Origin of the sequence: Paenibacillus roseus (assembly GCF_016424485.1) — a bacterium.
In the GTDB taxonomy this organism is placed as follows: Bacteria; Bacillota; Bacilli; order Paenibacillales; family Paenibacillaceae; genus Paenibacillus_D; species Paenibacillus_D roseus.
Window position 1 is genome coordinate 459,876 of record NZ_JAELUP010000103.1, and the last position, 15,515, is coordinate 475,390.

Here is a 15,515-nt window from a genome sequence, read left to right on the forward strand (position 1 = left end):
GGTGATGGCGTTAAATTTTCATCAGCTTCACATTTTTTACACGGTGGCGGAAAAGGGCAGTTTCTCTGCAGCAGCCCAGTCGCTGCATATGACGCAACCGGCGGTAACCATGCAGGTGCAGTCGCTAGAGGACTATTTTGGCACGAAGCTGCTGCTTCGCTCTACCAAAAGGATTGAGCTGACAGAGTCAGGAAGGGCGCTTATGCCGTTTGCCCAACGCAGCATAGAACTCATACGGGAGACGGATTCTTCGATGTCCAAGTTTACCAAGCAGCTCAGGGGACGTCTGCAATTGGGCGCGAGCTTGACAATTGGAGAATATATTCTGCCGCGGCTGCTTGGGCCTTTCGGTCAGGAGTATCCGCAAATCTCCATTAGTATGAAGGTCATGAATACCGCGCAGATTATGGAGGATATTCTCAATCATCAGCTTAACTTCGGCTTGATCGAGGCCCCTGTCAATCACCCGGATATGCATATGGAGGCGGTAATGAGCGACGAGCTTTATTTGATCGTACCCGCCGGTCATCCGCTTGCTGAAGCGGAGACTGTCCAGATCGCCGATGTGCTGGAATATCCCTTTGTGCTCCGGGAGCAAGGCTCGGGAACAAGACTTGTCATGGAAGAAGAGCTCCGCAGTCGAGACATTGACCCGGCATCGTTAAAAATCGTCATGGAGCTTGGCAGCACGGGGGCTGTCAAATCGGCGGTAGAGGCCGGACTTGGCGTTTCCTTTGTTTCAGCGTCATCGGTTAAGCATGAAGTTGCGTTGGGACTAATTTCGGTAGTGCCGATTGCCGATGTGCGATTCAAGCGGCAGTTCTACTCCATCTATTTGAAATCCGCTCTCCTTCCGATTTCGGCTGTTACCTTTCTGACTTTTCTGAGAGAGAGGGATCTGTTGCAATGGCTATAGACCGAGCGGATTTGCATGCGCATACGACAGTTTCAGATGGAACGAGAACACCGGCCGAGGTCGTGCAGTTGGCAGCGGAGAAGGGACTTGCGGCAGTAGCTATCACGGACCATGATACGATGGGCGGCGTGGAGGAAGCGCTGGCTGAAGGAGCAAGATTGAACATTACGGTAGTCCCCGGCATTGAGATCAGCACATCGGCTTCAGGCAAGGATATCCATATTCTCGGCTATTATGCCGATTGGCGGGATGCGAAATGGCAGCAGCGGCTAGAACTGCTGGGCACAGGACGCGGACGCCGCAACGAACAGATCGTGGAAGCTCTGCGGAAGCACGGCATTCCGATTACAATGAATGAGGTTATTGCGGCTGCCGGACGTATGGAAGGACGCAAGAGCATCGGCAGGCCGCATATTGCCGCGGTACTGGTGGGGAAGGGAGTCGTCTCAACGATTTCTGAAGCGTTCGAGCAATGGATTGGCTCCGGAAAGCCGGGTTACGCCAATCTGCCCAAAGTATCGCCCTTCGAGGCGGTGGAATGGATTCGTGAAGCGGGCGGTACGAGTGTCATTGCCCATCCGGGCTTGTACCATGACGACAAGCTGGTTGAAGAGATCATCCTTCACGGGGTGAACGGCATTGAAGTCTTCCATTCCGACCACACCGCAGAGGATGAAGCGCGCTATGCGGCATTGGCAAGGCGCTACGGTCTGCTGGAGACCGCAGGCTCAGACTATCACGGGGAACGCCAGGGTGTTGTTTTCCATGGGGACCTTGGCAGCCGCACCGTCGATGTGAAGCTGCTGGAGCAATTGCAGATCGCCAGTCGGACAGATAGCCAATAACGGAACTAAGAGGCCGGGAGGATCTACCTTTTTATAAGGGGTCCTCCCGGCTTTGTTTGGCTGCTGCTTAATGTTGCGGAGCGCCTTAGGTTTTGACCTGACAAGGCAGCGCCTTGATCCGCTGTTCATCCGGTGTGATGAACAATGTCTTCTGATGGTCGTAGGTGACAAAGCCGGGTTTGGCGCCGCTAGGCTTGCGCACGTGACGGATCAGGGTATAATCCACCGGTACCATGCTGGAGGATTTGGCCTGGCTGTAGTAGGCAGCGAGCATGGCGGCTTCCTCAAGCGTCGGGTCTCCGAAGTTGGTTTCACGAATTACGACATGCGAACCCGGGATATCTTTCGTGTGCAGCCAGGTCTCGGACGAAGCGGCGAGCCGATTGGTCAAATATTCATTTTGGGTATTATTTTTTCCGACCAGAATCGCAATGCCCTCAGAGGAAGTGTAGTGCAGCAGAGAAGGTTTGGCGGCTTTTTTCTTCTTGGGTCCCTTGCGGCTGCGCGCTTTCAGATAGCTTTGCTCGACCAGTTCGTCACGAATTTCATCCAGATCGGACAGCGCCGCGCTCTCAAGCTGCTGGAGCAGGGAGTCGAAATAGACAATATCGTTCTCGGCGCCCTGAATCTGTTCATGAACGGCAACGACGCTATTTTTGCTTTTGGTATATGTTTTGAAATACCGCTGCGCATTTTCGGAAGGCGTCAACTGAGGATCAAGCGCAACTGTAATAAGCGGCTGCTCCTCCTCGTAGTAATTGATGACCTCTACGCTTTTTTGTCCCCGTTCAATCTGGTGCATGCAGGTTGTCAAAAGCTCTCCGAGCACCCTGTATTTATCCGCATCCTTTGCTTCTTCCAGCGTATTTTTCAGCTTCTCTATTTTTTTCACATTTTTATTTTTTTCGTTTTGCACAAAACGGACAAGATCATTCGCGCGCTGCTTGACGGTATCCCGCTCGGCCTTGTCTCCGTAAAATGCCTCCAGACATGCGCTGATGGTTTCGTAACTCTGCACCTCGGCAGCGTTCAGATGCGTGAGCGATGTAATGGAAAAATGCGATTTCCCTTCCGGGCTGGTAGCGATGACCGGCGTGTAATTGTTGTTCCGTACCTGCTGCATGACCTCGTTGAAGCTAAGCCAGAGCGCGTCAATTCCATGCTCTTCAGGCTGATTGGCACTCGCAGTTTGTATGCTGCGGTAGGCGATCTCCTTGGCGAGCAGCGGACTGATCCCGCTAAAGGCGTCGACCAGCCGTTTCTCGGCAGATAAGGGTTCTTCCTTGGCGGCTGCGGAGAGGGCGGCTTCGAATGCGGCCTTATCTGTAATGTACACCGGATCGGCCTTATGCTGCTCAGGCGGGGCGGTATACTGGCTGCCCGGCATAATAATCCGGTAACTGCTGATAGCTGGCGTTACATGATGGATGCCGTCATGGATGGTCTGGGTAGCGGGATCAAGCAAAATAATATTGCTGTGGCGTCCCATAATCTCGACCACGATGGTCTTCAAGGATACATCGCCGAGCTCATCCCTCCGTCTGATGGAAAGACGAAGAATCCGCTCTCGATCGGTCTGCTCGATATTTTCGATAACGCCGCCCTCGCAATACTTGCGAAGCAGCATGCAGAACATCGGGGCTTCCAAGGGATTGGTGAAGCTTTGCTGTGTCAGATGCGCTCGCGGATAGGTCGGGTTGGCGGACAGCAGCAGCTTGGCTTGACCGCCGTTTCCCCGAATCTGAAGCACCAGATCGCGAGGGTTGGGCTGATGAATTTTATGAATACGCGCGCCGATGAGCGGCTTCAGCTCTTCGGCTATTGCGCTTGTTACGATGCCGTCAAGGGCCATAGTTTGTGTCTCCTTCAAAGATCATAGTTGGTATCGGTATAAGGCAGCAGATCAATAAATCCAGTTGCATGGCGGTAAGGCGACCGGAACCGCTCTATCTTCTATCATGCCATAGTCAGGACAAAAACTTAAGTCCCTCCCTGGGATATTTTCCAGTTTGTCCGAATACATTTAGGCATAAGGGGCTGTCCGGTCCGTGCCTGCGAATCTGGAGCGGCCGGGAACGACAAAGGCGGCGTGAAGCGGAGGGAGACTAAAACAATGGAACAGAAACAATGGTACCAGATGGATTCAGGAGAGCTGTCGGAGAAACTTGGACTCGTACCTGAGCAGGGTTTGGCCTCAAAGGAAGCGTCGGAGCGGCTAGCCAGGTTTGGCCGCAATGAGTTGTCCGAGGGGAAGCGGATTTCACCTCTGGTCCTGCTGCTGAATCAATTCAAAGATTTCATGGTGCTCGTTCTCGTAGGCGCAACTCTAATATCTGGTCTGCTCGGCGAATATTTGGACGCGCTCACGATAATCGCTATTATTATCATTAATGGGGTGCTTGGATTTATACAGGAATTTCGGGCAGAGCGCTCGCTGCGCGCATTGAAGGAACTGTCGGCGCCCACCGCCCATGTCATCCGGGATGGCCAATCGGCAGTTGTCCCGGCCGTGGAACTGGTGCCGGGAGATATCATCGTGCTGGAATCGGGAGACCGGCTGCCGGCTGATGTACGCTTCCTGGAGACGAACAGCTTCTACGCTGAAGAATCGGCGCTGACCGGAGAATCCGTCCCCGTAGGCAAAGTATCGTCAGCAATCGCAGAGAGCGATCTGCCGCTCGGCGACCAGCGTAATCTCGGCTTTATGGGGACGATGGTTACCCGGGGCACGGCCAAAGCAGTTGTCGTGCGTACGGGGATGAATACGGAAATGGGCAAAATCGCCGATCTGATCTCGCAGACCGATTCTGTGGAGACGCCGCTGCAGCACCGTCTGGAGCAACTGGGCAAGATTCTGATCGGCGTTGCAGTCGGCCTGACCATTCTCGTAGTGGTGGCAGGTATTTTGCATGGACAACCCGCATACGGGATGTTCCTTGCAGGGGTCAGTCTTGCCGTAGCTGCGATTCCGGAGGGATTGCCGGCGATTGTGACCATTGCGCTGGCGCTCGGCGTGCAGCGTATGATCAAACGCAAAGCAATTATACGCAAGCTGCCTTCAGTCGAAACGCTCGGCTGCGCATCGGTTATTTGCTCGGATAAAACAGGCACGCTGACGCAAAATAAAATGACGGTCACGAAGCTATGGCTTGGCGGCAGATGGCTGGATGTAAGCGGCGAGGGTTACGAGCCGACCGGGGAAGTCATCGAAGGCGGGGTTGCCGCTGATCTGAAAAACGACCAGCATTTGCGCCGCCTCCTGCAAGTGGCGGCACTGTGCAACAACGCCTCGTTGTACAAACAGCCTGTGGAGACGGACAAACGGCGCAAAGGCAAAGAAGAAACTGCGGAGGAATGGGTGCTGCAGGGAGACCCGACGGAAGGAGCGCTTGCCGTGCTGGCGGCCAAGTTGGGCGTATCGGCGAAATCGCTGGAGGGCATCTACAAGCGGGTCAAAGAGCTGCCGTTTGATTCCGAGCGCAAAAGGATGTCGGTGCTGGTTCACCACCAGGGCGGAAGGCTGCTCTGTACGAAGGGGGCGCCGGATTTACTGCTGGAGCAGTGCAGCTATATTTTGTGGGACGGCAAGGTTGTGCCGCTGAGCGGGAGCCTTAGGCAAAAGGTAGCCGCTAGCGCCGAGCAGATGGCTGCGGGCGCACTGCGGGTGCTCGGGATGGCCTACCGTGATCTGCGGCCGCATGACGCTTGCGAGACGGAGCAGGAGACAGAGAGCCGACTGACATTCGTTGGCCTGACCGGGATGATTGATCCGCCGCGACGCGAGGTGCGCGACGCGATTGCAACCTGCCGCAGAGCCGGCATCAAGACGGTTATGATTACCGGCGACCATCAGCTGACAGCTGAAGCGATTGCCGGGCAGCTCGGCATTACACCGCGCGGCGGCAAAACGGTTAACGGCCGGGAACTGGCGGCGATGACGGACGAAGAGCTGGATGGATGCGTGGAGAATGTCTACGTCTATGCGCGGGTATCGCCCGAACATAAGCTGCGTATCGTCAAAGCGCTGCAGCGCAAAGGACATGTCGTCGCCATGACCGGAGACGGCGTGAATGATGCCCCTGCAATCAAGGCAGCGGATATCGGCATCTCAATGGGCATTACCGGAACTGATGTTGCCAAGGAAGCGTCTGCGCTTGTGCTGAGCGATGACAACTTCGCTTCGATTGTGGCGGCGATTGAGGAAGGGCGGAGCATTTATGAAAATATCCGTAAATTTATCCGTTACCTGCTGGCGTCCAATGTCGGCGAAATTTTGACCATGTTCCTGGCGGTAATGGCCGGATTGCCGCTGCCGCTTGTGCCGATCCAGATTTTGTGGGTCAATCTCGTTACCGACGGCCTGCCTGCGATGGCGCTTGGCGTGGACCAGTCCGAGAAGGATCTGATGCAGCAGAAGCCGCGCGCCGCGAAGGAAAATATATTTGCCCGCCGGCTCGGCTGGAAAATTATTAGCCGTGGAATTCTGATCGGCGTTTGCACGCTGGCTGCCTTCTGGATTACGCTGCGTTCGGGAGCAGAGCTGATCGAGGCGCAGACCGTTGCTTTTGCAACGCTTGTGCTGGCGCAGCTGATTCACGTATTTGACTGCCGCAGCTCCAGGTCGATTTTTCACCGCAATCCCTTCCAGAACCGTTATCTGGTATTGGCTGTACTGTCCTCGCTTGTGCTGATGCTGGGCGTTGTGTATATTGAGGCGCTGCAGCCGATCTTCAAGACGGTGCCGCTTGATTTCCGTTCCTGGTGTCTTGTATTTGTCGCAGCAGGCATTCCGACCTTCGTAATGGGCATCGGCAGCGTGCTAGGCACGCCCGGCGGCAAAAAGACGAAGAAGCGGCTTACCTTGAGCGGTTCGCATCCTGTCGCAAGATAATTATAGTCCATAAAGTTTGTGCGGCTGCCCGGGGAGACCTCTGGGCGGCCGCTTTGGTGTTTTGGCCGGTCAACCGCTTCGGTAAGCTTTTGTTTGATACGTGCTTGCAGCCATAGGCTCGGATTTCCCGCGAGTGATTGGAGCAAGTAGCGCAATAGTGCAAATAATGCTACAAAATGTGAATTCCGTCCCACGCCCTTTTTCCACTATGCTAATAGCAATAGAGCTACAGGATAAGGGAGTTGTTAGAGATGGAATTTACGAAAATGCACGGACTTGGAAATGACTTTATCATTGTTTACGGCGAGCAGGAGCTTCCGGGAAATGCAAGCGAACTGGCGGTATCCTTGTGCAATCGCTTCTTCGGAATTGGAGCGGACGGGCTGGTTTACATTTTGCCGTCGGAGCAGGCTGATTTTCGCATGCGAATTATAAATTCGGACGGCTCGGAGGCCGAGCAGTGCGGCAATGCGATCCGCTGCGTGAGCAAATATGTGTACGATAACGGTCTGACGGATGAGAAAGAGATTACCATTGAAACGCTTGGCGCGGGCGTGCAAAAGGTGCAGCTGACAGTGGAAGAGGGAAGTGTGGCGCTGGTTCGCGTCGATATGGGCGCGCCTGTACTGGAAGGCTTGAAGGTACCGACGACCATTGAGGCCGAACAGATTGTCGCTCACCCCATTGAGGTAGACGGCCGCGAATTTTCTTTCACAGCGGTATCGATGGGCAATCCACACTGCGTCATCTATGTAGACAATGCAGCGGAATTCGATCTGGCGACATGGGGACCGAAGTTGGAGACTCATCCGTTGTTTCCTCGCAAAATCAATGTTGAATTTGTTACGGTCAATTCCCGTACGCATACAGACATGCGCGTCTGGGAGCGCGGCGCCGGACCGACGCTTGCCTGCGGCACGGGCGCTTGTGCAACGGTTGTATCCTCGGTGCTTAACGGTTTGACGGACCGCAAGGCTACGGTATCGCTGAAGGGCGGCGATCTGCTGATCGAGTGGAGTGAGGAAGACAATCATGTCTATATGACGGGTCCGGCAGCAGTCGTCTACCGGGGAACCTTGTAATCTTATGAAACATTTCCTGTAAAGGGATAGCCGCAACAATTGTGAAAATGAACACAATTGACCGCAAATCGAGTATAATAGTTTTATAGACTTGCAATAGTCGCCGGAAAATCGCTTCCTTTTGAGAGAGGGGGAAGCCGTTTTCCGGTTTGAATTGTATTTGCAGTTCTACTGCGGAATGACCGGATGTACTGGCTTGTAGCGGGCCCGGGAATTTACGCTTGTGGAGGTGGAGAGTTTCGATGAAACTAAGTTTGCGGCAAGCATTACAGACAACCTGGTTGACCGGTGACGGTGCGATGGGGACATTTCTCCATCAGCAGGGCTTCCCTGTCAATGTATCTTATGAGGAATTTAACGTGCTCCGTCCGGAGCTGGTAGAGGGTGTTCACAGGCTTTATTATGAAGCTGGCGCCCGTATCATAGAGACGAATACGTTCACGGCGAACTACGAGAACATGTATAAATACGGTCTGGAGAGCGAAGTAGAGGCGATTAACCGCGCAGGCGTGCGAATTGCCCGCTCGTCGGTGGGCAGTGACGCTTATGTGGTTGGCGCGGTCGGTTCAATCCGGGCAGGCAAGAAGCGCAATATCAACATGTCCAAGGTCAAGAAGGCTTTTGATCAGCAGCTTGGCATTCTGATTGATGAAGGCGTAGACGGCATCCTGCTGGAAACCTTCTATGATTTGGAGGAAATGCTGCTCGCGCTGCGGCTTGTGCGGAAAGCGTCCGAAATTCCGGTCATCTGCCAGTTCGCTGTTGAGGATGTGGGCCGGACGCAGGACGGGTATAGCCTGAATGAGGCTTTTGGCCTGCTCGCAGCGGAAGGGGCGGACGTTGTTGGATTGAACTGCCGCAGCGGTCCGGCGGGGATTTTACGGGCTTTGAATACGATGAGCGAGCCGGTGGAACTGCCGCTCTCCGTGTTCCCTAACGCGGGTTTTCCCGACTATGTGGATGGAAAATATACGTATGCGGCAACACCGGAATATTTTGCTGACGCTGCAATCCGTTTCGCCGATCGGGGCGCGCGGATTATCGGCGGCTGCTGCGGGACAACGCCGGAGCATATTGCGGCGATTGCATCGGCCCTTGCCAATTATCAGCCGTCGCTATTTGAACCGGGCGCTGTGCTTCCCGAGAATCTGGAGCCTGCGTCTGCGCCAGTTGGCAGCAATGCTGGCTCCGTTGTCGTGGCTGAGGTGAACAAGCAAGCTCCGGCAGAGAAGGAGCCGAGTCTTGTAGACATCGTGAAGGAACGGCACACGGTCATTGTCGAACTGGACCCGCCGCGTGACCTGGATATTCGCAAATTTATGGTCGGCTGCGCTGCCCTGCAGACAGTGAAGGCAGACGCTGTGACGCTGGCGGACAACTCGCTGGCGGTTACGCGCATGAGCAATCTGGCTTTGGCTGCGGTGATCAAGGAACAGGTTGGTCTGCGTCCGTTGGTTCATATCGCCTGCCGGGACCGCAATCTGATCGGCACCCAGTCGCATATGATGGGACTCGATGCGCTCGACATCGATCATGTGCTGGCTGTAACAGGCGACCCGGCGCGGTTCGGAGATTTGCCGGATTCCAGCTCGGTCTACGATCTGACATCCTTTGAGATGATCCGCATGATCAAGCAGTTGAATGAAGGGACGGCTTTCTCCGGAAAACCGCTTAAGCAAAAAGCGAATTTCGTCGTCGGCGCGGCATTTAACCCAAATGTGAAACATCTGGACAAAGCAATTCAACGCCTGGAGCGCAAGATTGATTCCGGAGCGGACTATATTATGACCCAGCCTGTTTATGACCCGGATTTGATCAAGCGGATGGCTGAAGGAACCAAGCATTTATCCGTCCCCGTGTTCGTCGGCATCATGCCGCTGGCTAGCGGTCGCAATGCGGAGTATTTGCACAATGAGGTGCCGGGGATTCAACTCTCGGATGAGGTTCGCCGGAGAATGGCGGGGCTTGAAGGGGAAGAAGGGCGCGCAGAGGGTGTGCGGATTGCCCGGGAGCTGCTCGATACAGCAATGGAGCATTTCAATGGCATCTATTTGATTACACCGTTTATGTTCTACGAGATGTCGGTCAGCCTGACCGATTATGTCTGGAAGAAGACAGGGCGCTCGCAGCCTCTTGTTCATTAAATTAGACCGATTTTCAAGGCGAAGGCTTTTTCTCTTGTTCCTGTTTGCAAAATGAATTAGAATAGGAACATGGATGTGTTTGCCATCCCCCCGCTGACGACAGCAGCAGTTGTCTTGGTTTGTGCAGGACAGGCTTGTGATCATGGATGCGGCAGGGGCAGGCGAATAACGGAACGTATGCACCAGGCGTTTTTCGTCAAGAATAGTGCAATCCGCTAGCAATTACCCGGCCAATTATTGGCATCGATTATTCATTTTTTTCTTTCAGGGGAATTGCTACAAGGAAGACCGGAGGGGAAGCCTGCAATGGCGATTAAATTAATTAATATCGGATTTGGTAATATTGTATCTGCGAATCGCATTATTTCAATCGTCAGTCCTGAATCGGCACCGATCAAACGGATTATTCAGGAGGCCCGCGACCGTCACATGCTGATTGATGCGACTTACGGACGACGCACAAGAGCTGTTATTATTACGGACAGCGACCATGTTATCCTTTCGGCTGTTCAACCCGAGACGGTGGCGCATCGCCTATCGACGAAGGATGACGACAACGACGAATAGATGGGGAGTATCATGAGAAAAGGACTTTTATTTGTATTGTCCGGTCCTTCTGGCGTGGGCAAGGGAACCGTCTGCTCCGTACTCCGGCAGAAGATGCCGGAGCTGGTGTATTCGGTTTCCGCGACTACGCGCTTGCCTAGACAAGGGGAACTGGACGGAGTCAATTATTTTTTCAAAACTAAAGAGCAGTTCAAAGACATGATCGCGCGCGATGCGCTGCTGGAATATGCGGAGTACGTCGGCAATTATTACGGCACGCCGCGCGATTTTGTGGAGCGCACTCTCGAGAGCGGCAAGGACATCATTCTTGAAATTGAGGTCCAGGGCGCTTTGAAGGTGAAGGAGAAGTTTGCGGAAGGAATTTTTATTTTCCTCTTGCCGCCTTCTCTCGATGTGCTCAAAGAGCGGATCACAGGGCGCGGCACAGAGACAGAGGATTTGATCCAGAACCGGATGAATGTTGCGGTGGAAGAGATGAACCTGCTGCAGCATTACGATTATGCGGTTGTCAATGATGATCTGGATGCAGCCTGCCACCGGATTGAGAGTATCGTTACTGCCGAGCACTGCAAGAGATCGCGTTATGTGAATGAGATTAACCGGATGCAGACCGCATCGGAAAAAGCGTGAACGAGGTGAAGTAATATGTTGTATCCATCGATTGATGAAATGGTGAAGAAGGTTGACAGCAAATATTCTTTGGTAGTTGCTGCCTCACGGCGTGCCCGCATGCTGCGGGATGGCGAAAAGTCCGAGTTGAAATCTCCGAAATCCCACAAATTTGTCGGCGTTGCGCTGGAAGAGATTTATCACGATTATATTCAGGTTGAATCCAACCCGGATATTAAGAACTAGGAGCATAAGCTACTCTGTCTGCGATTCTGGCCATAGCTGCTGCATTTCTGCGGCGTTAAGGACAGTCTTTACATGCAGGTCCGGGGTGAAGTCATCCAATGAAAATATATAGGCCTCTTGTTCAAGCATGGTCTATATATTTTGCCTTGGGGCGTACGTAATGGCGTTCAGCAGGCGGTCCAAGATGCGACAATTGAATGGTTAGGACTACAGTGACAACCCCAGCGGTTGTTATTTTTTTAAAATATAAGCATTTATACACAGCAAGAGTTCATAACTGCATCAGTGCAGTTTTTTGCCTTTCAGGGCGCGTTTTTTGAAAGAGATTGCGTATCAAGAGCTTATGGGATGCCTGAAAAAAAGGCCATTCTATCGATAGTCTCTACGGACGCAACATGGCTAACGCTTAGGCCGGAGCTATGAAGGCCGGTCTTTCGAGAGAAGGAGGAGTGGCTTCGATGATGCTGAAGGGAAAAACCATTGTGCTGGGCATTACAGGGGGGATTGCCGCTTACAAGGCCGCCGCGCTGTGCAGCAAGCTCGTGAAGCTCGGTGCGGATGTGCGGGTCATTATGACGGAATCGGCGGTGAAATTCATTACGCCGCTGACTCTGCAAGTACTCTCCCGCCATTCTGTTTATACCGATACATTTGATGAGCAGGACCCGTCTGTCGTCTCGCATATTGACCTGGCGGATAGTGCGGATCTCATTATTGTTGCGCCGGCCACAGCCAATGTGATTGCCAAGATGGCGCACGGGTTGGCGGATGATATGCTGAGCACCACGCTGCTCGCGGCAACGGCGCCTGTGCTTGTCGCCCCGGCGATGAATGTCCATATGTACGAGCATCCGGCTGTTATCCATAATATGAAGCTGCTGGCGTCTCGGGGCGTTCGTTTCGTCGAGCCCGGCGTCGGGCTGCTGGCTTGCGGCTACGTAGGGAAGGGCCGGCTGGCGGAGCCGGAGGAGATTGCAGAGGCCGTCGTGCAATTTTTTCAGCGGTCTGAGGCGCTCAAGGGAAAAAAGGTGCTGGTGACCGCCGGCGGAACGATGGAGAGAATCGATCCGGTTCGCTACTTGACCAATGATTCCTCGGGGAAAATGGGCTTTGCAATCGCAGCCGCAGCCAGGGAGCTGGGAGCCAAGGTGACAATCGTGGCCGCCAGAACCTTTGCACAGCCGCCGGCGGATGTAGAACTGGTGCAGGTAGAATCAGCCGAGCAAATGCTGGATGAGGTGCTGAGCCGGTTTACTGAGACAGATATTGTGGTCAAGGCGGCTGCAGTTGCCGATTACCGACCTGCTGCCGCATTTGGCGAAAAGCTGAAAAAGACTGGCGGTACGCTTGTCCTTGAGTTGGAGAAGACGCCGGACATACTGGAGACGCTGGGACGACGCAAGACGGGCCAATTTCTGATCGGCTTCGCCGCGGAGACGTCGAATCTGGAGCATTACGCCATGGACAAGCTGCGGCGCAAAAACTGTGATCTGATCGTCGGCAATAATGTTTCGCAGGAAGGCGCGGGCTTTCACGGGGATACGAATATTGTGCAAATCTTCGATGCGGAGGGTGAAGTTGCTTCCTGGCCGATATTGTCCAAGCGCGAGGTTGCCGAACAGCTGATGATGCTTGCTGCGGAGCGGCTGCCTGGAGCCAAGGGAGCTGCCGGACAATGATTGCGCGTGTCATCGTCGATGTGCCGAGCAGGCAGACCGATCGTCCCTTCGATTATGAGATCCCCGCGTCGCTCGAAAGCTGGATCGGGATTGGCAGTCGCGTCGGCGTACCCTTCGGCGGTCGGACGCTGCAGGGCTTTGTAGTCGCGCTTACGGATGAATCCGAAGTATCCGGCGGCCGTCTGAAGCCTATTGCCGAACTGCTGGACCCTGTGCCCCCGTTATCCCCGGATTTGATTGAGCTGGCGCAATGGATCAGCGATAAATATTGCTGCACCTGGATTTCCGCTCTGCAGGCGATGATTCCTTCCGCGCTGAAAGGCAAGACTGAGCGCTACATCGCTCTTGGTTATCAGTCCGGAAACGTTCCGGCGGGCAGTGATGCTGGCGAGGAAAGTTCTATGTTGCCTGATGAGCTGCGCGAATTTATTGCCCGTCAAGGAAAGGTCAAGCTTGACTCACTCCAGTCGCGCTTCCCGCAATGGACGCTGCTGCTTGCTGCGGCGCTGCGTAGCGGGGAATTGACGGAGATAGTAGCCGTCAAGGACCGTCTTGCGGTGAAGAAGGTGCTGACTGTATTTCCTGTGCTTGAGGAAGAGTCGCTTAAGGAAGAACTCGCCAAGCTGCCGGCACGCGCCGCCAAGCAGCGGGAGCTGCTTGTGACGGTAGCGGGTGTTGCAGAAGGGATTGCGCTCCAGCAACTGCTGGCGCAGGCCGGCGGCTCGGCTCAGAGCGTGCGTGCGCTGGCGGATAAGGGCCTGCTTGATCTGCGCGAGGTGCAGCAGGATCGTGACCCGTATGCTGGTCGTGATTTTGGCGTATCGGAGCCGCTTCCGTTGACGCCGGGGCAGGCGGATGTATATGAGACGATAACAAAGACAGTTGCAGCGCGCGAGTCCAAAGTCTTTCTCTTGCAAGGGGTGACCGGAAGCGGTAAGACGGAAGTCTACTTGCAGTCAATAGCCCGTTGTATTGAGCAGGGCCGTCAGGCGATCGTGCTGGTGCCGGAAATCTCGCTGACGCCGCAAATGGTGGAGCGGTTCAAATCCCGCTTCGGCAACGCGGTAGCGGTGCTTCACAGCAGGCTGTCCGGCGGGGAGCGCTATGATGAGTGGCGCAAGATCAAGGAGCGCCGGGTCAAGGTCGCAATCGGCGCTCGCTCGGCGATTTTTGCGCCATTCGAGCATATCGGGCTGATCATTATAGACGAAGAGCATGAGTCCTCCTACAAGCAGGAGGAAACGCCTAAATATCATGCGCGCGAGGTTGCGGTCAAGCGGGCCCGTCAGCATGGCGCGGTGGTTGTGCTTGGCTCGGCGACGCCTTCGCTGGAGAGCTTCATGGCAGCCCGGCGGGCCTCGCTCCAGCTCGGCGGCGGCGCACTGTTGCCGCTGCCTGAGCGGGCGCTCGGACGACCGTTGCCTCCTGTCGAGGTAATCGATATGCGAGAAGAGCTGAAAGACGGCAATCGCTCCATGTTCAGCCGCCGTCTGCACGCCGGGCTCTTGCAGTGTCTGGAGCGGGGGGAGCAGGCGGTACTGCTGCTCAACCGCCGCGGATATTCGACTTTCGTCATGTGCCGCTCCTGCGGATATACGGCCGGGTGTCCGCACTGTGATATTTCGCTGACCTATCATCAGCGAACCCGGATGCTGAGATGCCATTATTGCGGACATGCGGAGCGTTCACCGGAAGCATGTCCGGACTGCGGAAGCGAGCATATTCGTTTCTTCGGAACGGGCACGCAGCGGGTCGAGGAGGAACTCGTCAAGCTGTTTCCCGGCATTCGGGTCATCCGAATGGACGTGGACACGACGACCGAGAAGGGTTCGCATGAGAAATGGCTGACCGAATTCGGCCAGCATAAGGCCGATGTGCTGCTTGGTACGCAAATGGTCGCCAAGGGACTGGATTTTCCCCTTGTGACGCTGGTCGGGGTCATCGCTGCGGATTCGAGTCTCAATCTCCCGGATTTCCGCGCGGCGGAAAAGACCTTCCAATTGCTTACCCAAGTAGCGGGCCGAGCCGGACGCCATCATCTCCCCGGTCAGGTTGTGATTCAATCGTATACGCCGGAGCACTACTCGATTCAGACGGCGAAGCATCATGATTATGATGCGTTTTTGGAGGCGGAGCTGAAGCATCGGCGTCTGCTGTCCTATCCGCCGTTTTGTCGGCTCGTGCTGGTGACGATGTCCCATGAGCAGCTGCCGCTGCTCGTCCAGCAGGGAGAGCAATTTGCCGAGGCGCTGCGCGAACTGGCGGCAAGGCAGGGCGTGCTGGGCGACCTTGGCGGCAGGCAAGAGCGGGTCATGGGCATTCTCGGACCTGTCGCCTCGCCCATCCCAAGGCTGAAGGATCGCTACCGTTTTCAATGTATGATAAAATATCGGGGGAGCGTCGATGCTGTCGGACTGATCCGGCAGGCGCTGGCTCCGCTGCAGGAGGGTTCGCAGCAGGGCAAGGTGCAGTTCAGCGTCGATGTTGATCCGCAGGTTATTATGTAAGTTGCAGTTATAAATTTTCACTTTGATAG

The 15,515-nt window shown here is 54.8% G+C and carries 11 protein-coding genes; 10 read left to right on the top strand and 1 reads right to left on the bottom strand.

Translation table 11 applies throughout. From position 1 onward, the window contains the following. Positions 1-4: 4 nt before the first annotated feature. Both JFN88_RS18990 and JFN88_RS18995 read left to right on the top strand, forming a co-directional pair. Positions 5-916, top strand: a complete 912-nt coding sequence (locus JFN88_RS18990) for a selenium metabolism-associated LysR family transcriptional regulator (RefSeq protein WP_199020848.1) — start codon at positions 5-7, stop codon at positions 914-916. Then, positions 907-1,761 (top strand): PHP domain-containing protein, encoded by an 855-nt coding sequence (locus JFN88_RS18995; protein ID WP_199020849.1) that lies wholly within the window; start codon positions 907-909, stop codon positions 1,759-1,761. The genes JFN88_RS18990 and JFN88_RS18995 overlap by 10 nt, the downstream gene beginning before the upstream one ends. Before the next feature lie 85 nt (positions 1,762-1,846). Here the strand turns inward: JFN88_RS18995 and JFN88_RS19000 are convergent, their stop codons facing one another. Then, a complete protein-coding gene (locus tag JFN88_RS19000; RefSeq protein WP_199020850.1) occupies positions 1,847-3,613 on the bottom strand; it encodes an Rqc2 family fibronectin-binding protein in 1,767 nt (588 codons plus the stop codon). A gap of 261 nt (positions 3,614-3,874) precedes the next feature. Between JFN88_RS19000 and JFN88_RS19005 the strand changes: the two genes are divergently transcribed. The 8 genes from JFN88_RS19005 to priA all read left to right on the top strand — a co-directional run bounded on the left by JFN88_RS19005 (position 3,875) and on the right by priA (position 15,486). Next, on the top strand, positions 3,875-6,652 hold the full coding sequence (locus tag JFN88_RS19005) for a calcium-translocating P-type ATPase, SERCA-type (RefSeq protein WP_199020851.1): 2,778 nt from the start codon (positions 3,875-3,877) through the stop codon (positions 6,650-6,652). Between the two features lie 251 nt (positions 6,653-6,903). Then, positions 6,904-7,734 (top strand): diaminopimelate epimerase, encoded by an 831-nt coding sequence (gene dapF / locus JFN88_RS19010; RefSeq protein WP_199020852.1) that lies wholly within the window; start codon positions 6,904-6,906, stop codon positions 7,732-7,734. Between the two features lie 242 nt (positions 7,735-7,976). Further along, positions 7,977-9,878 carry a bifunctional homocysteine S-methyltransferase/methylenetetrahydrofolate reductase gene (locus JFN88_RS19015; RefSeq protein ID WP_199020853.1) on the top strand — a complete coding sequence of 634 codons (1,902 nt, stop codon included), beginning with the start codon at positions 7,977-7,979 and terminating at the stop codon, positions 9,876-9,878. Positions 9,879-10,184: 306 nt separating this feature from the next. Beyond that, a complete protein-coding gene (gene remA, locus JFN88_RS19020; RefSeq protein ID WP_005548256.1) occupies positions 10,185-10,445 on the top strand; it encodes an extracellular matrix/biofilm regulator RemA in 261 nt (86 codons plus the stop codon). A gap of 12 nt (positions 10,446-10,457) precedes the next feature. Beyond that, positions 10,458-11,075, top strand: a complete 618-nt coding sequence (gene gmk / locus JFN88_RS19025; RefSeq protein WP_199020854.1) for a guanylate kinase — start codon at positions 10,458-10,460, stop codon at positions 11,073-11,075. A 15-nt stretch (positions 11,076-11,090) separates the two neighbouring features. Next, a complete protein-coding gene (rpoZ, locus tag JFN88_RS19030) occupies positions 11,091-11,300 on the top strand; it encodes a DNA-directed RNA polymerase subunit omega (RefSeq protein WP_199020855.1) in 210 nt (69 codons plus the stop codon). Positions 11,301-11,761: 461 nt separating this feature from the next. Continuing rightward, on the top strand, positions 11,762-12,979 hold the full coding sequence (gene coaBC / locus JFN88_RS19035) for a bifunctional phosphopantothenoylcysteine decarboxylase/phosphopantothenate--cysteine ligase CoaBC (protein WP_199021320.1): 1,218 nt from the start codon (positions 11,762-11,764) through the stop codon (positions 12,977-12,979). Next, a complete protein-coding gene (gene priA / locus JFN88_RS19040) occupies positions 12,976-15,486 on the top strand; it encodes a primosomal protein N' (protein WP_199020856.1) in 2,511 nt (836 codons plus the stop codon). The genes coaBC and priA overlap by 4 nt, the downstream gene beginning before the upstream one ends. Positions 15,487-15,515: the final 29 nt, after the last annotated feature.